Raw genomic sequence first — 21,866 nt, 5'->3', positions numbered from 1 at the left:
TGTATGTTGAATACGTCGAAAGTCATGAATACGCTGCGCCCCAGCCTCTTTGGCGGGTTGATATCACTGGCTGGAACTGCAATGGGCGCCGGGGATATTGAGTTTAATACCGACGTTCTTGATCTGATTGATCGCTCCAATATTGACCTGTCTCAGTTTGCACGCAGTGGGTTTATCTTGCCTGGCACCTACTCGATGGTGGTCCAGCTCAATACCCAACCTATATCTGAACAATCGGTGGCGTTCTTTGCCCCCGATGATGATCCCAAAGGCAGTGTGCCCTGTTTATCGCGCGAGCTTGTCGAGCAACTGGGCCTCAAGGCGTCCGGTGCTGACCAGCTGAAGTGGTGGAAGGGCGGGCAGTGCCTGGATGTCACGGGCTTGCCCGGCATGGAAGTCAGTGCCGACCTGGGCACGTCCACCCTGGACATCAACCTTCCCCAGGCCTACCTGGAATACAGCGCCATCAACTGGGACCCGCCGTCACGTTGGGACGAGGGGGTGCCGGGGCTGCTGGTCGACTACAACATGACGGCGCAGTCCAGCTACCGCAAAGGTGACGGTACGCGCAATGACCTCAGCGGTAACGGCACACTCGGGGCCAATGCCGGGGCCTGGCGCCTGCGGGCGGATTGGCAAGGGCGTGTCGAGAAAGACCGCGAGGCGCAGGCCAGCCGGCAAAAACTGGAGTGGAGTCGCTATTACGCATATCGCGCCATTCCTGCGCTGAAGGCACGCCTGGTGTTGGGCGAGGACTACCTGTATTCGGACCTGTTCGACAGCTTCCGCTTTACCGGTGCCGGGCTCAAGTCAGACGAAAGCCAGCTGCCGCCCAACCTGCGGGGCTATGCACCGGAAGTGGTCGGGGTGGCCAAGACCAATGCAAAGGTTGTCATCAGCCAGCAGGGGCGTGTGCTCTATGAAACGCTGGTGGCGGCAGGCCCTTTTCGGATCCAGGACCTTAACGACGCCGTGTCCGGCACGCTGGATGTGCGGGTCGAGGAGCAGGACGGTTCGGTACAGAAATTCCAGCTCGATACGGCAGGCGTTCCCTACCTGACGCGTCCCGGGCAGGTTCGTTACAAGCTGTCTGCCGGGCGACCGTCCAACCTGCAGTACGAATCCCGCGGTGACTTTTTCGGTACCGGCGAGTTCTCCTGGGGGATCAGCAATGGTTGGTCGCTGCTGGGCGGTGCGATAACGGATAACAACTACCGTGCGCTGTCGGTGGGCGCGGGGCGGGATTTGCTGGCGTTCGGGGCCGTTTCCCTGGACGTCACCCAGTCTCGCGCCAGCCTGTGGGGCCAGACACTTTCGGGCAAATCCTACCGCCTTCAATATTCCAAGAACTTTGAAGAGTACGACAGCCAGGTCACCTTCGCCGGTTACCGGTTCTCCGAGAAGAACTACTTGAGCATGAGCCAATACCTGGATGCTCGGCACTACGGGTTGAACGGTGAACTGGGTGGGCGCGGCGTGTTCGATGAAGACGGTAACTTCATTGAACACTGGAAACCCATTGGCGGTAACAAGGCGCTGTATACGGTCACGGTGAACAAACAGTTCCGCGATCTGAACACCACGGTGTATGCCAGCTACAACAAACAAACCTATTGGAACCGGCCGGACACCCAGCGCTGGAACCTGTCGGCGTCTCGTTACTTCAACGTGGGCTCTGTCAGGAACATGAGCCTGTCGCTGAATTTATATCGCACCCATGAATACCAATATAAGGACAACGGAGCAGCGCTGACGGTCAGCCTGCCATTGGGACCCACCGGCACCCTGTCGATGGATGCCAACAGGGCCGGCGGCAAAAACAGCTTTACCACACGCTACGCCGATCGCCTGGATGAACGTAACAGCTACCAGGTCAGTGCCAGCGACACCTCGGCCAGCGGCTACCTGAGCCATATTGGTGACCAGGCCGACATCGACCTCAGCGCCACGACGCAACAAGGCAATAACCGCACCCTCAGCGCATCCGTGCGTGGCGGCGGCACGCTCACGCCTTACGGCGGGGCGCTGCATCGAACCACCAGTACCGGCGGAACCCGGCTGCTGGTCGATACCGCCGGTGTGCCCGATGTGCCCGTGCGGGGCTACGGCACGCCGACCCGCAGCAACGCGTTCGGCAAGGCGGTCATCTCCGACATCACCAGCTACCAGCGTACGGCGGCCAGTGTTGACCTGGAGAAATTGCCCAGCGATGTCGAGGCCACTCAATCCGTGACGCAACTGACCCTCACCGAGGGGGCCATTGGCTACCGATCCCTGGAAGTGATTTCCGGCCAGAAGGCCATGGCGGTTCTTCGCCTGCCGGATGGCAGCGCACCGCCCTTCGGCGCCACGGTGAAAAACCGCAAGCAGCAGGACACCGGGGTGGTGAATGACGGCGGGGATGTCTACCTGAGCGGCATTCAGGCCGGCGAGCAGATGATCGTCAGCTGGGGCGGCACCGAGCGTTGCGTCCTGACGCTGCCTGTCGAGTTGCCAACGGATGCGTTCACCGATGCCCTGCAACTGCGCTGCCAGAGGGTAGCCGTCGATCAAGCCTCACCCGAGCCAGCCACCCTGACCGGCCAGCGAAACACTATGGAGAACCCATCCTCATGAAACACAGCACACGTTTTACCTATGCACTGCTGCTGGCGGTCTTGAGCCAGAGCGCCAACGCCGCTGTCGGCCTGGACCGTACCCGCGTGATTTTCGACGGTGGCAAAGACGCAACCAGCGTCAACATCACCAACAACAACCCCCAGTTGCCGTACCTGGCCCAGGGCTGGATCGAGGATGAAGAGGGCAACAAGATCACCTCGCCGTTGATCGTGCTGCCACCGGTCCAACGCCTGGAGCCCGGCAAGCAAAGCCAGGTAAAAGTCCAGGCGTTGCCGGCCGCCAAATCGCTGCCCCAGGATCGGGAGACGGTCTACTACTTCAACCTGCGGGAAATTCCGCCGCGCAGCGACAAGCCCAACACCCTGCAAATCGCCCTGCAAACCCGGATCAAATTGTTTTACCGGCCGCAGGCAATTACCCCCACCCAGCAGGACCTGTCCAACCCATGGCAGGAAAAGCTGACCCTTACCCGGCAAGGCGATCACTACCAGGTGAATAACCCCACGCCTTACTACGTGACCCTGGTGGATGCGCGCAGCAGCAAGGACGGCAAGACCATACCGGGCTTCGAGCCGGTGATGGTCCCGCCCAAAGGCACGCAGGCCCTGGGGCCGACTGCCAAGGAGCTTGGCACCACCCCCTATTTGTCCTACGTGAATGATTACGGTGGCCGTCCGCTGCTGGCGTTCACCTGCAGTGGCGAGACATGCAAGGTGAACACGCAACTGTCTGTGGCCAATCAGTAGTGCCTGCTGCCGGAGAACGTCATGAAGTTGCACACAGTGAAGGTCTTGGGCGGTCTGTTGCTGGCCCTGATGGGGCCGGCGCACGCCGCGGATGACGAGGATGTGGAGGGCATGGTCGGGATGCTCAACATTCTCGGGTCCATGCACGAAACCCCCTGCAGCCTGGAGATGGCATCCCTGCACCAGACGATCGACCTGGGCCCGGTGTCGGCCAGCCAGTTGCAACGGCCGGGTGACCAGGCGACCTCCGTGGCCTTTCAACTGCTGTTCGAGGATTGCCGGCGCACCGCCGGCCGCATCGCCAGTGAACGCACGGGGAACCTGACATGGAGTGCTTATCAACCGGTGCTCTCGGTGGCGTTCATCGCACCAGCCGATGCCGATGATTCACGGCTGGTCAAGGTGCAAGGCATCACCGGGATGGGCCTGCGCCTGACCGATTCCCAGGGGCGCGATGTACAGCTGGGTTCAAGGGGGGAGCCATTGTTCTTGCCCTTGGGCCGCAACACGCAGACCTGGAACGTCCAGCCCACGCGCACCCCGGCACCCCTGACCAGCGGTGCATTCCGGGCCGTGGTGGATTTCAGGCTCAATTATGAGTAAGGGCAGAACAATGACCAGGTTAACCGGCCCGTGGGCCATTTTTATCGGTGCGGGACTGCTGTGGGCGGTCAGCCAGGGCGTGCAGGCCGATACCAACCTGACGATCCGCGCGACCATCATTGCACCTCCACCGTGTGTGATTAACAGCGGCGGCACGCTGAATGTGCCGTTCGGCAATGACCTGCTGACGTCACGGATTGATGGCGTGAATTATCGACGGGACGTGCCGTATACCGTCACCTGCAGTCCTCCCGTTTACAGCAACGCGATGACCCTGGAACTCAAGGGCGCGGCAGCCGGGTTTGATAACAAAGTGCTCTCGACCCCCAAGACCGACCTGGGGGTCAAGCTCTTCGCCAATGGGGCGGACTGGCCGCTGAACACGCCGCTCAGGTTTACCCATCCGACCTTTCCGGTCGTGCAGGCGGTGCCGGTCAAGCGCGCAGGCAGCACGCTGACGGGCGGGGCATTTGCGACCGCCGCCACCCTCGTGATCGAGTACCAATAATGAGGAAACGATCAATGAAATGTTGGCCACAGCGAACGTTGCTCGGCTTGTGTTGCTTCGGCTTTTTCAGTGCTGCGTCGGCCAACCTGACGTTCAACGGAACGCTGAACGAGCCGCCGCCCTGCACGATTGATTCGGGCAGCACGATTGAAGTCGATTTCGGGGATGTCGGCACCAAGCGTGTTGATGGCGTGAAATATCGCAGGGCCGTCGGCTACACCATCCGCTGCGGCGCCTCCACGCTGCCGTGGCTGTTGAAGTTGAGCGTCAAGGGCGCAGAGACAAGCTTTGATAACGCGGCCCTGCAGACCACTGCGCCTGACCTGGGGATTCGGCTGTATCAGAACAACGCGCCGTTTCGCCTCAACACGCCGCTGGACATCAGCCTGGCTGCACCGCCGACATTGGAAGTGGTGCCGGTCAAACGGCCGGGTTCGGTCCTGAAGGCCCAAGGGTTCACGGCGGTGGCCACGCTGTTGGCTGAATACCAGTAGGAGTCGAGTGTATGCGACACGCAATGATTCATAAGGGCCTGGCCCTGCTGCTGACCTTCGGCCTGGCGGCCACGGCGCAGGCGGTGGACAACCTGAGGTTCAAGGGCAACCTGGTGGAACAGGCCTGCACCATCCGCCCGGGCGATGAAGCCATCACCCTGGAGCTGTGGGACCTGACCAGCAAGCACCTCTACATCAACACACGCTCAGTGGGCAAACGTTTCACCCTGCACCTGGATGACTGCAATACCACTATCAGCGACTCGGTGACCATCCTGTTCAACGGTGCGGAAAACCGCGCGCTGCCCGGTTTGTTCGCGCTGGATGGTGGCAGTGGTGCCTCAGGTATCGGGCTGGGCCTGGAGACACTGAGCGATAAGCCGGTGCCGGTGAACAAGGTCGGCGACGAGCAGAAATTGAGCCCCGGCAACAACGTCATCCTGCTCAAGGCCTATGTGCAGGGTGAGCCGGATGCCCTGCGGGACAAGACCATCGGGCACGGCAGCTACCGTGTGACTTCGACGTTTACGCTGGATTATCCGTAACGCTAAACCGTTATGCATGGGATGAAAGAGAACAACATGAAACGACTATTTGGAGCCGTTGTGCTGCTTGCCCTGGCTGGCATTACGACGACCGTGAAAGCGGCTGATTGCCGGGTCAATGGCGGGCCCTGGAAGCGATTGGACACTGGACAAACTGTAAGCCTAACGGTCCCGGTGACTGTCCGATTGGGGTCGGACACGAGCCGTATTCTGCTTGATGGGGCGAACCTGGAGTGTCGGTACTCTCTCTTGGACGGCCATCCCGCTTGGAGGCAGGACTACTGGGCAACTGCGCCATCTGCCTGGGCGCCCGGCGGAAAATTCGCAGGCTTCGGCACCGGTCTACGAATTAACGGCTCAGACTTGAATACTCCCGTCCCGGGCGGAATTCGAATATCTGTCATGCCAAATAATGGTATTGGGGTACGAGTCAATGTAACGCCCTATATTTTGATAAGAAACAATCCGACCAACCCAATCGAAGTTGAAAGAGGGGACATCCTTGGAACGTTAACGCTGGACCAGACAAACAACTACGATTCAAACCGCACGCGGCTTGTTCTCCAGTACACCGCGGATAATAAATTCGCGATCTCTCCATCGTCGTGCACGATCAACAATAACCAGCCGATCAATATCGACTTCGGCAACGTGCATCAGAGGGCGATAGGCACGGAACCGCTGTCCACCACTGTTCGTAAAGATCACACGTTGACCTACCGGTGCCCGGACCCGGGGATTACCACGCCGATCACCATTACCTACAAAGGCACGCCGTCCTCGTTCAACGCCAATGCGCTGGTGATGAGCAATCGGAACGTGGGCACGGCCCTTGTCCGTCAGGGGACTGCGGTTCGAGTCAATGGCTCGTTCCTGACCCGTATCACCAACAGTTCCGGGAGCGACGTTGTAACGTTCGCCCTGGTCAAGCAGGCGGGGTCCCTGCCTGTCGAGGGGGTCGTAAATGGCAACGGCGTGTTGGTAATGGGTGTGCCATGACACACCCATACGTTCAGACCTGGCGCGTCACGCGGTTACGTTGTTGGCTGTGGCGTTCCAACGCCTGGTGGGTCAACTCGCGCATCCATTGTTTTTCGCGGTAGCCCAGTTCGTTGAGCAGCAGGTTGTAGCTGTCGTCCGTCATGGGTTGCCCGGTCAGCACCTGCGGGTGCGGTACACCCAGGGCGTCGGCGAGGCCGATCAGCGTGAGCCTCAACGCTTCCTTCTGCTCGGCGGGTAAGCCGTTGGCCTGGGTCAGTCTGGCCTGGGCTTCCTGCAGTTCATCAAGGCGTGCGCATTGTTCGTCGAAATGCCGGGCATTGGCCTCAAGGGTGTTCGGGTGGTGGTCGTGCAGGTACTGTTCCCAATAGGGCTCCAGCAACATCTGGTTGACCAGGCCATCGCCTTCGCCCAGCTCCAGCACCGTGCTGTAGGCCTGTTCGATCTGCGTGGGTTTTACGTCGCCGGTGTCGCGGTACAGCATGTGTTCCGACAGCCAGGGCAGGTCGAGGCGCTTGGCCAGGGAGGTCTGGTAGCTCAGGTAGACCTCCACGTCGTCCACGTTACCCATCACGCCCTCCCGTCGTTGCGAACGCAGCCATTGGCCGAGGCCGCCTTCGGCTTCGGGTTTGAGCCGATGGGCAATGTCCTCGCTGGCGATGCGGTTCAATTGCTTGAGCCGTGCATTGCCCTTTGCCAGCGTCACCAGTTTGCCCTCGCGCTCGCTGGCCGAGGCGGAGTAACGCTGGGCTTCGCTGACCAGCACTTCGATGCCCAGGTCATTGAAAATCTGTGCACTGCCGTCGGCGCACAGGCCGGGAAAACTGGCCATCTTGAACAGCTTTTCACGCAGCGCCGTATCGTTGTGGGCCGCCTCCAGCAAACGCCAGACGCGCTCGCGCAACGTTTCAAGATTGTCCCAATAGGTGTCCATGTCCTGGGGCCGCTGGAAGAAGTCGGGCGCTTCAAGGGCCTTGATCACCTCGAACAAACCCTGGGAGCCGTGCTCGCGCTCCACCGCTTGCCACAGCTCCTGGCGCCTGCCCAGTAACGGCGGCCTGACCCGTTCCAGCCACGGGCCGCTCTCTCCACGGGGTTCATAGCTGCGGTTGGGGTCCAGTCCGGCGGCTTCGCGGTACTGCTCGTACAGCAGGCGCTGGTCGTTGAGCAGGGTGTTGCGGTCCAGGCGGGTATGGGCGACGGTCCGGGCCTCGGCGCTGTCGGCCATGAGCGCTGGCACATGATCAATCCGGGTTTGGCTCAGGTCCAGCAGGAAACCCTCCTCCCGTGGGTGGGCAAACAGCCCGGTGGGCCACTGGGTGATGGGGGTGCGGCTCAGGAACAGGCGGCGCAGGTGCGGCATTTTCGAGATGTTCGGTGGCTGCGTCAGCGGGTTGCGGTACAGGTTCAGGTTGCGCAGGTGCTTGAGGTTTTTCAGGCGCGCAACGTCGCCGTTGAGCAGCGTGATCTGGTTTTCCCCCACGTTGAGGTCGCGCAGGTAGCGCATGTTGGCGATGGGCTCGGGCAGCCGCGTCAGTTCGTTCGCACTGACGTCCAGCTCCCGCAGGGACGGGAATGCCTGCAGAAAGGGCCACTGGCTGTCGTTGAACATGCAGTTGGCCAGCTTCAGTTGGGTGACGTGCTCGAAACCATTGCCCAGCAGCGGCAGGCTGCCGGGCAGGTCGAGGGCGCTGAGGTCCAGGCTCGCGCCGCTCTGCACCTGGCCCAAGTCGTCGCGGTGCTCGGCGAGGCGGTCTTCCCAGCAGCGATAGAGTTTGTGCGCAATGATATTTTTACGCAGTTTTTCCTCCCGGGCCATGCGGCTGTTTTTGGGATGGGGGCCGGGCAGGCGCTTCCATTGCTCCAGCTCCCGGTACAGGTTGTGCCGCTGCAGGACCAGGCGATTGAGGACATCGTTGTTCAGCCCCGGGCCGATCTCATTGAGGAACCGCTGCAGGCGTTCCTCCTCCAGGGTCGGGAACAGACTGGCCAGCACCTCCCGGGCGCGGGCCTGGCCCAGGTGCTCCTGGGCGCGGCGCAACCCGCCGAGGGCCGCGCCGCCGAGCAGGGTGGTGGTCTGCACATCTGCCGTACTGCGCAGCGGTGGCTCGGCCAGCACCCGGCGCCGTTCGGCCAGGGGTTCGAGGGTTTCCATCAGCCAATGCTTGAGCCCGGCGCCCTGGCCGGGCCGGTAGCCCAGTTCACGTTGCTGCGCTTCGGACAGCGCGCGCAACAGGCATTCATACAGGGTATCCGGCCCATGCAGGCGCTGGCCCTGCTGATCGAACAGTTCGTAGCCCATGTCGTTCTGGCGCACCAGCACCCGGCGCCGGCGGGCATCGGCCGGCCCGGCTTCACAACGCAGCGTACCGCTGACCAGGCGATCGCGGATTTGCAGGTGCAGGTCGCCAAAGCCATCGCTGTAGCGCTTGAGGGTATTGAGCACCAGGCGCTCGGTACCTTCGGTGATCGCCCAGGGCGGGAAGAACCCCGCGTAGGCCTGGACACTGTGCTGGGCGAAGCTCAGTTCCCTGGCCTGATTGAGCAGGCGCAGCGGTACGTGGTGGTCCAGGGTTTGCCGTTCGGCCGGGGTTGTGCCGGCCAGCAGGGTGTCGGCCAGCGGCCGGTCCAGCGGGCTGACCTGCACGCGCAAACGGCGTTCATGGGGATCGGCGCTGACCTGGCGGGCCTGATGGATGTAGTCGGCGATGTCACCGGTCTGGCGCGCCACCGAGTCCGCCAGTTGATCGCGCAAGGTTTGCACGCGCAGTGCTTGCGGCACGTCGCCGCCCAGCAGGTGCCTGATCGACGGCTCATCGAGAAACTCCAGCACCCGCGCCGGCAACTCGCCGGACATCACCTCGGCCAGGCTCAATTGCAGCGTGTCGGCCGGCGATGCCTGCGGGTTGGCGTACTTGTGGGAGTCACCGCTCTTGTCCGAGCGCACGAACACTTCCAATGCCTTGGTTTGGGGCCAGCCCGGCAGCTCGGTGATGGTCTGCTCGAACCAGGCGGACGTCGCATCCAGCGGCAGCGGTGCGCCGGCGCGAATGGTGTGCACGGTCTGTGTGGCAGCGCGCTGGGCTTCATAGCGATTGAGGGTCGCTTCCAGCAGCGGCGGGGTCGGCCTGTTTTGCACGTAAAGGTTGCGCAGCACACCGTCGTCGGCACCGCTGATGCGTTGCATCTGCTGCAGTTGCTGGTTGCTGAAGGGCGCCGTGCGCGGCCCCAGGCGGCGCATCAGCGTGGCGCTGTCCCAGGTGCGCGGTTGCTCGGCTTCATGTACGAAGGCGCCGTCGCCGTTGAACCGCACCAGGGGTTGATAGGCGTTGGCGCGCTCCGGGTGAGCGATACGCGTGTCGCCGGTTTCAGGGTCTGCCTGCACTTCGAAGTGAGTACCTTGCAGCGCGAGGATCTGCTTGCCCCGATGGGTGTGCAGGCCGTCGACAATGGGCGGCTGGTCGAGGTTTTTCACAGCATAGGGCGCAATATCCGGGTGCCACAGGCGCGTGCTGCCGTCGGGCCGCACCACCGGGCGCAAGCCTTCGACGAAGGGGCTGAGCTTGAGCCGTGCGACATGGCCCAACTGGCTGGCAGCACCGAACAAGGCAAACTGGATCACGCTGTCGGCCACCGCGACCACTTGCTCCGCCGCCTCGGCACCACGCCCCTGGGCCCAATCGACAATCCCCTCGAACACCTCGTCGGTGATCTGGTACAGGCTGTAGGCGAGCATCGCTTCCCCCAGCAGCGGCACGAAGGGCGTCAGCACCAGCAGCGCCGCATTGAAGATATCCCCGAGGATTTTTTCCAGGTTGTCCCACCAGGCCCAGCGCGCGTGGCGGTCGGCGGTGGCGGTGGGCACGGCGATGTCCAGGGCATCGTTGACGATCTTGTTCAACTTGAGGCGGTACTGGTAATTCCACAGGTCATTTTCGGCGGCGAGCGTTGAGCGATTGACGTGATCGTCACCGATAGCCTGCACGCTGAATTGCAGGTTTGGCTGGGTGGTCGGGGTGTCGCGCCAGCTGGGACGCGGGTCGGTGTGGGCGGTTTGATGCCAGCGCACACGGCTCAAGCGTGTATTGAGCCCGGCAAAGAATTCACCGCGCCTGGCGTGGTCGATGAACTGGCTGAAGAAGGTCTGGTAGCGCTGGCTGTCCCGCAGTTTTTCCGTGAGGTGGCTGAGGAAGGCCGCAGGCGAAGGGTATTGCTTCAGAGGGTGTTCGGGGTCTGCGGGGATGTACACCAGCACCTTGCCGACGGGTCGGGTGGGCTGCGGGACAAACAGCAACAGGATGCCGGTCAATGCCGTGTTCATCAGGCTCAGGGTATGGCATCCAAGCGCCTGACCGTCCAGCAGCGCGACGCGGCCGGCGATCAGGTCGAGCACGGCGCCGTGGGCATCGGCGTCGATGTCCCGGTTGATCAAGGCCAGGTGCGCCGCCGTACCCAGGGCAGTCTTCTGAGTGGCAATCATCTGCAGGCGCACGGCCCGGGTCACCGCCGGGTCATAGAACCCCAGGGCCTGGCGCAGGCTTTTCTGGTAGCGGGCGCCCAGGTCCAGGGTGCGGCAGATGTGCTTGAACTGTTCAGCGGTCAATACGGCGCCGGTGATGGAGTGGCGCAAGGTCAGTGTATCCCGCTGCCCGCGTGGGTCTTCGGCGGACAGGAAGGCGTAGTCGACGAAGGTGTCCGAGGCGGCAAAGTTGGCCAGCGCGACGTCCAGCAGCGACAGGGTTTTGCTTTGCTCCCCACGATTGAAATCGTGCACCCACCAGGCAACTTTGGCGCTGGCATACAGCCGCAGGCAGGTGGTTCTGACGTCGATCTCGCCATAGGCCTTCAAGGCATTTTTCAGCAGCGGTTCGGCGAAGGCATACACGTCGGTCAATGCCTGGAATCGCTGGTCCATCGCAGCCTGCTGCTGCCAGTGTGCGGCGATCGCGGGCTTGAGCGCTTGATGCTGGTTGGCGCTGGCATGGGGATAGTGGCGGATGCCTTGGCGGGCGACGTCGTTGAGTGCGCGCAGGCGGAGTGGCGAGGTGGTTTTCAGCCAGTGCGGCAGGGCGTTTTCGATAAACGCGTGGTGCAGGGACTGGTCGGGTATGTCGGCCATGGGGGCAACCTGTAGAGCTCAAAAAGAAGGCTTGAGTCTATGCACCGGCACGGCTGCGGATAAGTTTGAATAGTGGGTGGAAACCGCGGCGGATCCCTCAGTAATCCGCAAGTGAAAAGCGCAGGGATAGGCCCATCAGCGCACGCTGCATAAGCTGTTGTTGCCCGGTTGCAGATAGGGCGTAAGAATCGGCGCCATGCCCTTGAGTACCTGTACCGGCAACGCCGAAGTGAACTTGAAACCCTGGGCCGAAGCGCCGGGGACGAAGGCGGTCAGCGTGCCGAAATGATGTTCGCCGATGTAGAACACGAAGGTCGCCGTGCGGTTGATCGCCTTGGAGCTGAGAATCCGCCCGCCGGCGCCGATGGCTTCGATCCGGTTGTCGCCGGTACCGGTCTTGCCACCCATGGCCAAAGGCGTACCGTCCGCCAGTTTGAAACTGCCGGACACGCGCCGTGCAGTGCCCGCGTCCACCACCTGGGACAGCGCCCCCTTGAGTGCCGTGGCCACCTCGGAAGGCATCACGCGCTTGCCGCGATTGGGGTCGTTGACCAAGCGGGTTTCGTACGGGGTGTCGGCGGCAAAGCGCAGGCTGTCGATACGCAGGGTGGGCTGGCGCACGCCATCGTTGAGGATGATCCCCACCAGTTCCGCCAGGGCCGCCGGGCGGTCGCCGGAGCTGCCGATGGCCGTGGCAAGCGACGGCACCAGGTGGTCGAAGGGGTAGCCGACTTTCTGCCAGCGCTGGTGAATATCGAGGAAGGCTTCGATCTCCAGCATGGTGCGGATGCGGCTGTCGCGGGCACTCTTGTGGCGGCTCTTGAACAGCCAGCTGTAAACCTCCTGGCGCTCGTGTTCACTGGCGGCGGTGGCCTGGGTGAAGGTGGCGTCGGGGTTGTTCAGCAGGTAGCCCATCAGCCACAGGTCCAGCGGGTGAACCTTGGCGATATAGCCTTGGTCAGGCAGGTCGTAGGCACCGGGGCCGTAATTCTGGTAGAGCTTTTCGAGGCGCTCGTCGGTGAGTTTTTCAGGGCTTTTGACGCTGCTCAAGTGCGAGCGGACGAAGCTGTTGAAACTCGCCTGGCTGGCGTTGGGCAGCAGGTAGCGGTGTACGGCGGCCAGGCGGATGGCGGTGGGGTGCATGCCATCGAGGAAAGTATCGAGGCGCGCCTGGGTGTTCTTGTTGCGGTATTTCTTCCAGAACTTGAGCAGGAAGGTGGTGCCTTCGCGGTCGGCGAATTTGGCCAGGTATTCCTGGCGCCTCGGGTCACTGTCGTCCTTGAGCAACTCGGCACTGTTGTTCGCACCGTGATAGGTGCTGTAGCGCACCAGGTCACGCATCAGGCGAATGAACGGCAAGTTGATCGACTCGCGCAGGGCTTCGATCAACGTGGGATTGCGACCGTTGTCCTGGCTGCGGAAGTTGTGGAAGTGGTGCATGCCGCCGCCGGTGAAAAAACCTTCGCCGGTGTTGGCCGAGTATTGGCGATTGAGGGCGGCGTCGAGCATGGCCGGCAGGTTGCGGTCGCTGTTCTGGGCCAGGTAATCGAGGGCCCAGTGGGTAATGCGGTCCGTGTCCTCGACCGGGACTTTGCGCAGCTCGGCGGCAGGTGTCGCAGCGTATTTATCATGCAGTTCGCTGACGATTTGCAGGTAGGTGGTCATCACCCGCAGCTTGGCGGTTGAACCCAGTTCCAGCTTGCTGCCTTCGTTGATGTCGAATGGCTGGTCGGTGCTGTCGGTTTGCACGCGCACACGGGCACCGTCGGGTGTCATCTCGTAGAGGTTGAAACTGTAGCGAACCTGAGCGGTGCTGGCGGGCGTCAGCAGCGTGGGCCCGAGCAGGCCGATCTGCGCGGCGAAGGCGGGGTCGGCGAGTTGCTTGAGGTACGTGCTGGCCTGGCTTTGCAGGTCGGCTTGCAAGGTGCTCGTGGCAGAGAGATCGAGTCGGTCGAGGTCGTACAGCGGCTGGTTGAGCAGGGCGGCCAGGCGAGTGCGGGCGACGCTGATGCCCTTGTTGGTTTCGATTGGCTGGATCGTCGGTTGTTGCTGCCAGTCACGGTAGGTGACTTTGCTGGCGAGGGCTGCGCTGGCCAGCGCCGGGTCGATCACGTTGTTTTGTGCGAGCAGGCGGATGTGGCTGTCGGTGAGGTCCGCCAGTTCCTTGTGGCCCTTGGACAGATAGTGAGACGGGCGACGCTGGGCGATCATCAGCGATAGCACCTCGCGCAACGCCAGACCCTTTTGCGGCAGCTGTTTGGGGTCGGTGCCGATGAGCAGCGCGTTTGTCTGGTTGAAGTCGGCGCCGTACCACACGCGCAAGCCTTCGGCCATGCCGTGCACTTCGCCATGGCCGGGTACCGCCGACAGGGGCACGCTGTTGAGGTAGTCGCGCACGATGTCCTGGCGAGCGGCAAGGGTTTGCGGGCCGTCCTGATACGCGCGCACGCTGGCGGAAATCATCTGGCGGATTTTCTCGCCGCCGGACAGGGTCAGGCCGTCGGGCGAGTGGCGGTATTTTTCCAGCTGCGTGGCCAGGGTACTGCCGCCTGCCGTCTGGCCGGGCAGGTGCAAAAGCTTCGCCACCTGGGACCAGGCGGCCTTGGCAAAGCGCGGCCAATCCACGGCCGGGTTGAGTTGCGGGTTTTTCGGGTCTAGCAGGTCGCGGTCTTCGATAAACAGCAGGCTGCTGACCACCACCGGCGGGATCGCCGCAAAGCTTGGGTAGAACTGTTGTGGATACGTGAACTGATACAGCGGCGCGGCGCGGCAATCGGTGATGGTCAGGCCGGCCTGGATCTTTTCCGGGTAGGGCACGAACAGGCCGCGCTGGGCGTAGGCCATCAGGTCGGGGGAGAAGCGCGCTTGAGCCTGGATCAGGTAGTCACGCTTGATCAAGCGCGGCAGGAACTCGCCGAGGGCGCTGTAGCCCAGGCGCTTGTCAAAGGGCCCGGCGCCAGGGTAAACCCGCGCATCACTGGGGCCCGAATGCATTTGGTAGGTGAGGGTTGAGGCAATGTCGGAGAAGGTCTTGGCCTGCAACCTTGAAGTGCGCATTTCCCGCAGGGCGGCAAAGCCCAGGGCGATCAGCGCAATCAGCAGAACCAGCCAGAACAGCCGCCACCACAACCGTCGGCGGGGAGGAGGGCTTTGTGGCAACGGCTGTTCATCCGGGCTATCGGTGGATACCGCAGCCTTGGTCGAAGCGTTTTGCCATAAAGCGCCCATAGTCGATTGATCCATTTACGCAGATTGATCGGACTTGGTTGAAGCTTAGACGGTGGTGGGCGAGTGGGAGGAATTTGTGAGGGTGATGCTGTTTGTGGCGAGGGGGCTTGTCCCCCGTTGGGCTGCGCAGCAGCCCCAAAACCTGCCATGAAGATCTTCCTGAAGAAATGCGGTGTGTTTACTGGGGCTGCTGCGCAGCCCAACGGGGGACAAGCCCCCTCGCCACAGACAAGCCCTCTCCACACAGGAAAAATCAGAGCCAGGCTGCGTCCCATAGTGGGTAGTCACCAATATGTTCGACCAGGCCCGCTCGCAGAGGATTGGCGATGATGTAGCGGGCAATTTTGCGAAGGTCTTCATCGCTACGCACTGCTCGGTCATGGTAGCCAAGTTGCCAGAATCGTTCTTTGCTGCCGCGTGCGCGATTAATGGTGAGGGTGCTGCGGGATTTGGTACGTCCCACAGCCTGCGACAACGTTGTGCCTTGCAGCTCAAATAGCCAATGAAAGTGATCAGGCATGACGACCCATGCCAGAGAGTCGACCATTCCCAATTCATGGGTCTTCCTGAATTCTGCTACCAGTAGTCTTCCCAAATGGAAGTCTTTGAACAGGGGTTGCCGGTTGTGAACCACGGCGGTAATCAGATAAGGACGGCCAGATTCTGAATGTCGACCACGGCGTAACAGATGAGAGTTGGGTTGATGAAGCATTCCTTTGCTCCTTGAGGGGAAGTAGTCAATTGACGTTAGCAGCTGCTGTGGAGTGCTCTCTTGCAGTTCAGTGTCGGCGTGTTTCTCGAAGGTAGATTTGTGGCGAGCGGGCTTGTCTGTGGCGAGGGGGCTTGTCCCCCGTTGGGCTGCGCAGCAGCCCCAGTAAAGACACCGCATTTTTCCGGATAGAACTTATGGCAGGTTTTGGGGCTGCTACGCAGCCCAACGGGGGACAAGCCCCCTCGCCACAGACAAGCCCCTCGCCACAGACAAGCCCGCTCGTCACAGATAACCCCGCCACATAACCCCAAACCGTCGAGCTAGAGCCTCCCCCACTCGTAAACCCGCCAAAGGTAGGGGCATGACGCTGCACCATTACCGTGCAATACTCGCCGCCGTTCGGTGGCGATGATTCCTACGCTAACCAGGTGATGCTCCTCCGCAAAAGGCGCCTTTACCGAGAGTTCCCGCTGAATCTTGCCGTTTATAGAGTGAAAACCCCTGGGTTTAGCTTTTTATACTGCACCCCCGCTGATCTGGCCCGGCCAGACCGTTTTACCCAAAAGGTGATCCGGCAACGGTACGCCATGGCAGACCCGCCATGACGCCCCGGACTCGGTGGCTCATATCCAATAACAAGACGAGGTTGTATCCCTATGCCAGCTGGCAATCATCTGCCCCATGGCGAGACCGCTCAGGGCGGTCCGCTGAAACGCGAACTCGGCGAACGGCATATTCGCCTGATGGCCCTCGGTGCATGCATCGGCGTCGGCCTGTTCCTAGGCTCGGCCAAGGCCATTGAAATGGCCGGCCCGGCGATCATGCTGTCGTACATCATCGGCGGCCTGGCGATCCTGGTGATCATGCGCGCCCTCGGCGAGATGGCCGTGCACAACCCGGTGGCCGGTTCGTTCAGCCGCTACGCCCAGGATTACCTCGGCCCGCTGGCGGGCTTTCTCACCGGCTGGAACTATTGGTTCCTGTGGCTGGTGACCTGCGTGGCAGAAATCACGGCCGTCGCCGTGTACATGGGCGTGTGGTTCCCCGATACACCCCGCTGGATCTGGGCCCTGGCAGCACTGATCAGCATGGGCACCATCAACCTGATCGCGGTCAAGGCTTTCGGTGAGTTCGAGTTCTGGTTCGCACTGATCAAGATCGTCACCATCATCGCCATGGTGATCGGCGGCGTCGGCATCATCGCGTTCGGCTTTGGCAACGATGGCGTGGCCCTGGGCATTTCCAACCTGTGGACCCACGGCGGCTTTATGCCCAATGGTGTGCAGGGTGTGTTGATGTCCCTGCAGATGGTGATGTTCGCCTACCTGGGCGTGGAGATGATCGGCCTCACCGCCGGTGAAGCGAAGAACCCGCAGAAGACCATCCCGAGTGCCATCGGCTCGGTGTTCTGGCGCATCCTGCTGTTCTACGTCGGTGCGTTGTTCGTGATCCTGTCGATCTACCCGTGGAACGAAATCGGCACCCAGGGCAGCCCGTTCGTGATGACCTTCGAGCGCCTGGGTATCAAGACCGCCGCCGGCATCATCAACTTCGTGGTGATCACCGCAGCGTTGTCGTCGTGCAACGGCGGTATCTTCAGCACCGGGCGCATGCTCTACAGCCTGGCGCAGAACGGCCAGGCCCCGGCCACGTTCGGTACCACCTCAAGCAACGGCGTGCCGCGCAAGGCGCTGCTGCTGTCGATCTTCGTGCTGTTGCTGGGCGTGCTGCTCAACTACATGGTTCCGGAAAAAGTCTTCGTCTGGGTCACTTCCATCGCTACCTTCGGCGCGATCTGGACCTGGCTGATGATCCTCCTGGCCCAGCTCAAATTCCGCAAGAGCCTGACCCAGGCCGAACGTGACGGCCTTAAATACCGCATGTGGCTGTACCCGGTCAGCTCCTACCTGGCCTTGGCGTTCCTGGTGCTGGTGGTGGGCCTGATGGCGTACTTCCCGGACACCCGTGTGGCGCTCTACGTGGGGCCGGTGTTCCTGGTGCTGCTGACGGTGTTGTTCTACGTGTTCAAGTTGCAGCCGACTCAAGCGGCGGCACGCACCGCGAGCTGAGTTTCCTGCGCTCAACAAAAAGCCCCTTACGGGGCTTTTTGTTTTTCAGGCGGTGGCGGGAGGCGCCGGTTGGGTGAGCCGCTTGTTCAAATCCAGCCAGGCCCCCAGCAGCGCCATCAGCCCGGCGCCTACCAATGCGGTGAAGATTTGCATGGCGAAGGCATCGCCGGTGATCGCATTGATCATGTCCGCCAGCGGTGCCAGCAGCACCCCCAGGCAGAACACCTCCAGGGAGTAGCGGCCCATGCGGCAGGTTTGCTGCGCCAGCCAGTTTTGCGTCCAGGCGTGGCCAGGCAACAGCTTGGCGGTGACATAGGCCAGGGCCAGGAAGTGCAGCAAACGCACGGGCGACAGGTCGGTCTTGCTGATGGGGTACAGCAGGTCACTGAGCGCCGACGGCATCAGCGCGTCGTGGATTTCCGGCCAGCGCCACGAGAGCGTGAGAACCCCCGCCAACAGCGCATACACCGCCGCAGCGACGAACAACGGCTGACGCAACAGGCGCCGAGTCTCGACAGGGCGGGGTTGCCCGGCATGAATCGCCGCCGCGCCGCCCAGCACAAACAGCAACTGCCAGGTCACCGGGTTGAAGTACCACACGCCGTCGGCAATCGCCGCCAGGTTCCAGCCCAGGTGCGGCGCCAGCAAGTACACCGCCAGCGAAACAGCCACCACCGCCCAGGTCTTGCGCAACAGCAACGGCAACACCAGCGGCAGGCAACCCAGCAGCACGATGTACAGCGGCAACGGGTCCATCAGGTTGGGTTTGAAGCGCAACAGCAGTTCATCCACCAGGGCTTGCTGGGGATGGGTGACGAAGTGCGTCAGGCCCATCTCTTCAACGAGGTCGCGGGTTTCCACATGGCTGTTGGCGAAGAACACGATGCCCATCAGCATCGCCAGCAGGAAGATGTGCACCACGTACAGCACCCAGGTGCGCCGCCAGATCTTCACGCAGGCGATCAGATAACCGTCGCGCTGCAGGATCTTGCCGTAGGCCAGCACGGCCGCATAACCGGCCAGGAACACGAAGACCTCCGCCGCGTCGCTGAAACCGAAGTTGCGCAGGGTGATCTGGCCCAGAGGGTTGTGGGGCACGTGATCCCAGAAAATAAAGATCAACGCCAGGCCCCGAAAAAAATCGATGCGCGGGTCGCGTCCGTTCAACATGGCAGCGGGCTCTTGAACAAGGGGTTTAGTAATGACAAGTGGACGACGGCTTCAGTCGAGCCGTACGTCGGGCGGGCGCAGGTTGGCGGTATTTGTAAGCAATTGCAAAGCTGAGTTTTTTGCTGAATGTCTCATCGCTTTGTTTAAACGTCGATGATCACCAGCGTGCCTTGGCTGCCGGCGAGTACCGCGTGGGCGATGCCGGCTTCAACCAAATACATCTGACCGGCGCCGACGTCGATGGCCTCCTCGCCAATAGACAGGCGCAAAAGGCCGTCGATCACCAACAGCCCTTCGTTGTAGTCGTGGGTTTCTTCTTCATAAGCCTGTGCATCCATGCGCAGCACCTTGATCCGCGCCGGGCCGACCTGGCCCACGCGGGTGGATTTCCAGGTGTCCGGCAGTTGGGCGGCAAGGGCGGTGAAGTCGAGTAACGGCATGGTGAAGCTCCTTGTTTCAACGATGCCGTTCGGTGGTCCGGTTCAGCGGGGTTGTTCAGTGCGGGCTCAGGCTGCGGCGATTTCATTCGGCTCAAAACTGTCCGCCCGCGCCATCTGCCACATGCGCGAATAAAACTCGCCGTTCACTTCGCCGGTGAGCAATTCGCCAGGTTTCAGGAACACATGCAGCTGCGAAAACAACTTGATCTCGGTGGCCGACATGCGCCGCACCAGGTGCTTGGCCGACAGTTGCGAAGGGTGGTCGAGACCGGCGGCAGCGAGCATTTCGGCCAGGGCCTTCAACGTGTTGCGGTGGAAGTTGAACACGCGCTGGGCCTTGTCCGGCACCACCAGTGCGCGCTGGCGCAACGGGTCCTGGGTGGCCACCCCGGTGGGGCATTTGTTGGTGTGGCAGCTTTGCGACTGGATACAGCCGATGGCGAACATGAAGCCCCGCGCCGAGTTGGCCCAGTCGGCACCGATGGCCAGGACGCTGGCGATGTCGAACGCGCTGACGATCTTGCCGCTGGCGCCGAGCTTGATCTTGTCCCGCAGGTTCAAGCCCACCAGGGTGTTGTGCACGAACAACAAGCCTTCACGCAGCGGCACGCCGATGTGGTCGGTGAACTCCACCGGCGCGGCGCCGGTGCCGCCTTCCTTGCCGTCCACCACGATAAAGTCCGGGAGGATGCCGGTTTCGAGCATGGCCTTGGCGATGCCCATGAATTCCCACGGGTGGCCCAGGCAGAACTTGAAGCCCACCGGTTTGCCGCCCGACAGTTCACGCAGCTGGGCGATGAAGTGCATCATTTCGATAGGAGTGGAAAACGCGCTGTGGCGCGACGGCGAGATGCAGTCCTCGCCCATCATGATGCCGCGGGTGTCGGCGATTTCCTGGGTCACCTTGTGCTTGGGCAGGATCCCGCCGTGGCCCGGTTTGGCGCCCTGGCTCATCTTGATTTCGATCATCCGCACTTGCGGGTTCTGCGCCTGCACGGCGAAGCGTTCCGGGTCGAAAAGGCCGGCGCTGGTGCGGCAGCCGAAGTAGCCGCTGCCGAGCTCCCAGGTCAGGTCGCCGCCGTTTTCCCGGTGATAGGGGCTGATGCTGCCTTCACCGGTGTCATGGGCGAAGTTGCCGAGCTTGGCCCCCTGGTTGAGCGCGCGAATCGCGTTGGCGCTCAGCGAACCGAAGCTCATGGCCGAGATGTTGAACACCGAGGCCGAGTAGGGCTGCTTGCATTGCGGGCCGCCGACGATCACGCGAAACGCGCTGGGGTCGCTCAGCGGCGCGGGGCGCATGGAGTGGCCGATAAACTCAAAGCCCGACTGGTACACGTCGATCAGCGTGCCGAAGGGTTTGTCGGCACTTTCATTCTTGGCGCGGGAATAGACCAGCGAGCGCTGGGCCCGGGAGAAGGGCAGGGCGTCGCTGTCGGATTCCAGCAGGTACTGGCGGATTTCCGGACGGATGCCTTCCACCAGGTAACGGATATTGCCCAGGATCGGGTAGTTGCGGCGCACCGCGTGGGGGCTTTGCAGCAGGTCGAAAATGCCGATCAGGCTAAGGATGCCGGTGACCACGGCGATCGGCCACAGCCATTCGTGTTCGATAAACGGCATGCTGGCGAGGGTGAAAATGACGCAGACGGCAAAGAACGCGTAACGGCTTAACAAGGACAGGCTCATACAGGGTTCCTTAGTTTTTATCCTGTAGGAGCGAGCTTGCTCGCGAAGGTCGTTAACGATAGCGCGGTTGTCTGGATGACCGCGGTGCATTGACGTTTTTCGCGAGCAAGCTCGCTCCTACAGGGCTCGATCAGGCGTTTTGCGCCTGCAGAAAAATCGAGAACAGCTCCGACTGGGATTTGATCCCCAGCTTGCTGTACATGTGTTTCTTATGGACTTTCACGGTTTCAACAGAGATTTCCAGCTTACGAGCGATTTCCTTGCTGGAGCAACCACTGAGCATCAAACGGCCCACATCCAGCTCCCGCGCGGTGAGTTGCGCGCCCCAGCCATCGTTGTGGATCGGCTGCTCCGGAGCGCTCACCTGGTTGAGTTCATGGGGCAGGCGCTGGCGCAGCAAGCCCAGTACCCACGGTTGAATCAGCGACAGCAGGGCAATCTGCTGTGGGTCAAAGCGCTGTTTGGAGCCCAGGGACAGGCATAGGGTTCGCCCGTCCGGTTGCTGGCAATTGAACTGGATTTCATCGGCCACCACGTTCAACCGGAAGTAGCGCTGGTAATACTCGGTCAGCTCGAAATGCTCCGGGGCCACTTCGGCCAGGCGAAACAGCCCGGTGCGCGAGTGTTCGCGGCTGGCGATGTAGAAGGGGTCGAGCAGGTATAAACCGTTAAGGTAATCCTGGAACAGATGGTCGGGTTCGCCGTCCTGGCCCGGGCATTCGGCGAACACCAGGGGTTTGTGCTCGCTGCTGAACAGCAACACCACCCAACTGTCGAACGGCACATATTGGTCCAGCAACCGGACAAGCTGCGTCCAGAAATTCGGCTGGTCCAGGGCGTCTATCATCTGCCCCACCGAACGGTGCCAGGCGATGTCTTCCAGCGACAATGTCATGCATCTACCCCCATAGGGTTAACCCGGCTGCGT

15 protein-coding genes are annotated in these 21,866 nt (G+C 61.8%); 8 read left to right on the top strand and 7 right to left on the bottom strand.

What is annotated here, in order from left to right; translation table 11 throughout:
- Positions 1 to 3: 3 nt before the first annotated feature.
- Genes HX839_RS01365 through HX839_RS01335 form a run of 7 tightly spaced genes read left to right on the top strand, consistent with a single transcriptional unit; the run spans position 4 to position 6,514 of the window.
- Entirely contained in the window at positions 4 to 2,616 is a 2,613-nt protein-coding gene (locus HX839_RS01365; RefSeq protein WP_177066634.1) for an outer membrane usher protein, read from the top strand.
- On the top strand, positions 2,613 to 3,365 hold the full coding sequence (locus HX839_RS01360) for a fimbria/pilus periplasmic chaperone (RefSeq protein WP_003216420.1): 753 nt from the start codon (positions 2,613 to 2,615) through the stop codon (positions 3,363 to 3,365). Before HX839_RS01365 ends, HX839_RS01360 begins: the two co-directional genes overlap by 4 nt.
- Positions 3,366 to 3,386: 21 nt before the next feature.
- Positions 3,387 to 3,968 (top strand): fimbrial protein, encoded by a 582-nt coding sequence (locus HX839_RS01355; RefSeq protein ID WP_003216422.1) that lies wholly within the window; start codon positions 3,387 to 3,389, stop codon positions 3,966 to 3,968.
- A gap of 10 nt (positions 3,969 to 3,978) precedes the next feature.
- On the top strand, positions 3,979 to 4,476 hold the full coding sequence (locus HX839_RS01350) for a fimbrial protein (RefSeq protein WP_087692799.1): 498 nt from the start codon (positions 3,979 to 3,981) through the stop codon (positions 4,474 to 4,476).
- Between the two features lie 14 nt (positions 4,477 to 4,490).
- Positions 4,491 to 4,970: a fimbrial protein gene (locus tag HX839_RS01345; protein ID WP_003216426.1), complete on the top strand. Its 480-nt coding sequence runs from the start codon at positions 4,491 to 4,493 to the stop codon at positions 4,968 to 4,970.
- An 11-nt stretch (positions 4,971 to 4,981) separates the two neighbouring features.
- Positions 4,982 to 5,515 carry a fimbrial protein gene (locus HX839_RS01340; protein WP_023659210.1) on the top strand — a complete coding sequence of 178 codons (534 nt, stop codon included), beginning with the start codon at positions 4,982 to 4,984 and terminating at the stop codon, positions 5,513 to 5,515.
- 36 nt (positions 5,516 to 5,551) lie between these two features.
- Entirely contained in the window at positions 5,552 to 6,514 is a 963-nt protein-coding gene (locus tag HX839_RS01335; RefSeq protein ID WP_177020502.1) for a fimbrial protein, read from the top strand.
- 13 nt (positions 6,515 to 6,527) lie between these two features.
- On the opposite strand, the gene HX839_RS01330 is transcribed toward HX839_RS01335, so the two are convergent.
- The 3 genes from HX839_RS01330 to HX839_RS01320 form a co-directional block, all read right to left on the bottom strand.
- Complete coding sequence (locus HX839_RS01330) at positions 6,528 to 11,633, bottom strand: NEL-type E3 ubiquitin ligase domain-containing protein (protein ID WP_177066633.1); 5,106 nt, start codon at positions 11,631 to 11,633, stop codon at positions 6,528 to 6,530.
- A gap of 135 nt (positions 11,634 to 11,768) precedes the next feature.
- Entirely contained in the window at positions 11,769 to 14,861 is a 3,093-nt protein-coding gene (locus tag HX839_RS01325) for a biosynthetic peptidoglycan transglycosylase (RefSeq protein WP_177066632.1), read from the bottom strand.
- Between the two features lie 253 nt (positions 14,862 to 15,114).
- Positions 15,115 to 15,573: a transposase gene (locus tag HX839_RS01320; protein WP_032899435.1), complete on the bottom strand. Its 459-nt coding sequence runs from the start codon at positions 15,571 to 15,573 to the stop codon at positions 15,115 to 15,117.
- Between the two features lie 656 nt (positions 15,574 to 16,229).
- On the opposite strand from HX839_RS01320, the gene HX839_RS01315 reads away from it, so the two are divergent.
- Entirely contained in the window at positions 16,230 to 17,642 is a 1,413-nt protein-coding gene (locus tag HX839_RS01315; protein WP_003216436.1) for an amino acid permease, read from the top strand.
- A gap of 45 nt (positions 17,643 to 17,687) precedes the next feature.
- Here the strand turns inward: HX839_RS01315 and HX839_RS01310 are convergent, their stop codons facing one another.
- The 4 genes from HX839_RS01310 to HX839_RS01295 form a co-directional block, all read right to left on the bottom strand.
- On the bottom strand, positions 17,688 to 18,812 hold the full coding sequence (locus HX839_RS01310) for an OpgC family protein (protein WP_177066631.1): 1,125 nt from the start codon (positions 18,810 to 18,812) through the stop codon (positions 17,688 to 17,690).
- A gap of 143 nt (positions 18,813 to 18,955) precedes the next feature.
- Positions 18,956 to 19,252, bottom strand: a complete 297-nt coding sequence (locus HX839_RS01305; RefSeq protein WP_003216439.1) for a cupin domain-containing protein — start codon at positions 19,250 to 19,252, stop codon at positions 18,956 to 18,958.
- Positions 19,253 to 19,318: 66 nt separating this feature from the next.
- Complete coding sequence (locus tag HX839_RS01300) at positions 19,319 to 20,938, bottom strand: FMN-binding glutamate synthase family protein (RefSeq protein ID WP_003216444.1); 1,620 nt, start codon at positions 20,936 to 20,938, stop codon at positions 19,319 to 19,321.
- 130 nt (positions 20,939 to 21,068) lie between these two features.
- Entirely contained in the window at positions 21,069 to 21,833 is a 765-nt protein-coding gene (locus HX839_RS01295; RefSeq protein WP_003216446.1) for a LuxR C-terminal-related transcriptional regulator, read from the bottom strand.
- Positions 21,834 to 21,866: the final 33 nt, after the last annotated feature.

Source organism: Pseudomonas sp. I8001 (assembly GCF_013385345.1).
Lineage (GTDB): Bacteria > Pseudomonadota > Gammaproteobacteria > Pseudomonadales > Pseudomonadaceae > Aquipseudomonas.
Note: the sequence above shows the minus strand (reverse complement) of the source record. Positions and strands in the feature narration are given on the sequence as shown.

Bases quoted from the DNA above. Each gene is read 5' to 3' on its own strand.
- HX839_RS01300 (WP_003216444.1), bottom strand. From the start codon at position 20,938: ATGAGCCTGTCCTTGTTAAGCCGTTACGCGTTCTTTGCCGTCTGCGTC.
- HX839_RS01295 (WP_003216446.1), bottom strand. From the start codon at position 21,833: ATGACATTGTCGCTGGAAGACATCGCCTGGCACCGTTCGGTGGGGCAG.
- HX839_RS01345 (WP_003216426.1), top strand. From the start codon at position 4,491: ATGAAATGTTGGCCACAGCGAACGTTGCTCGGCTTGTGTTGCTTCGGC.
- HX839_RS01330 (WP_177066633.1), bottom strand. From the start codon at position 11,633: ATGGCCGACATACCCGACCAGTCCCTGCACCACGCGTTTATCGAAAAC.
- HX839_RS01310 (WP_177066631.1), bottom strand. From the start codon at position 18,812: ATGTTGAACGGACGCGACCCGCGCATCGATTTTTTTCGGGGCCTGGCG.
- HX839_RS01365 (WP_177066634.1), top strand. From the start codon at position 4: ATGTTGAATACGTCGAAAGTCATGAATACGCTGCGCCCCAGCCTCTTT.
- HX839_RS01360 (WP_003216420.1), top strand. From the start codon at position 2,613: ATGAAACACAGCACACGTTTTACCTATGCACTGCTGCTGGCGGTCTTG.
- HX839_RS01350 (WP_087692799.1), top strand. From the start codon at position 3,979: ATGACCAGGTTAACCGGCCCGTGGGCCATTTTTATCGGTGCGGGACTG.
- HX839_RS01325 (WP_177066632.1), bottom strand. From the start codon at position 14,861: ATGGGCGCTTTATGGCAAAACGCTTCGACCAAGGCTGCGGTATCCACC.
- HX839_RS01340 (WP_023659210.1), top strand. From the start codon at position 4,982: ATGCGACACGCAATGATTCATAAGGGCCTGGCCCTGCTGCTGACCTTC.
- HX839_RS01315 (WP_003216436.1), top strand. From the start codon at position 16,230: ATGCCAGCTGGCAATCATCTGCCCCATGGCGAGACCGCTCAGGGCGGT.
- HX839_RS01355 (WP_003216422.1), top strand. From the start codon at position 3,387: ATGAAGTTGCACACAGTGAAGGTCTTGGGCGGTCTGTTGCTGGCCCTG.
- HX839_RS01305 (WP_003216439.1), bottom strand. From the start codon at position 19,252: ATGCCGTTACTCGACTTCACCGCCCTTGCCGCCCAACTGCCGGACACC.
- HX839_RS01335 (WP_177020502.1), top strand. From the start codon at position 5,552: ATGAAACGACTATTTGGAGCCGTTGTGCTGCTTGCCCTGGCTGGCATT.
- HX839_RS01320 (WP_032899435.1), bottom strand. From the start codon at position 15,573: ATGCTTCATCAACCCAACTCTCATCTGTTACGCCGTGGTCGACATTCA.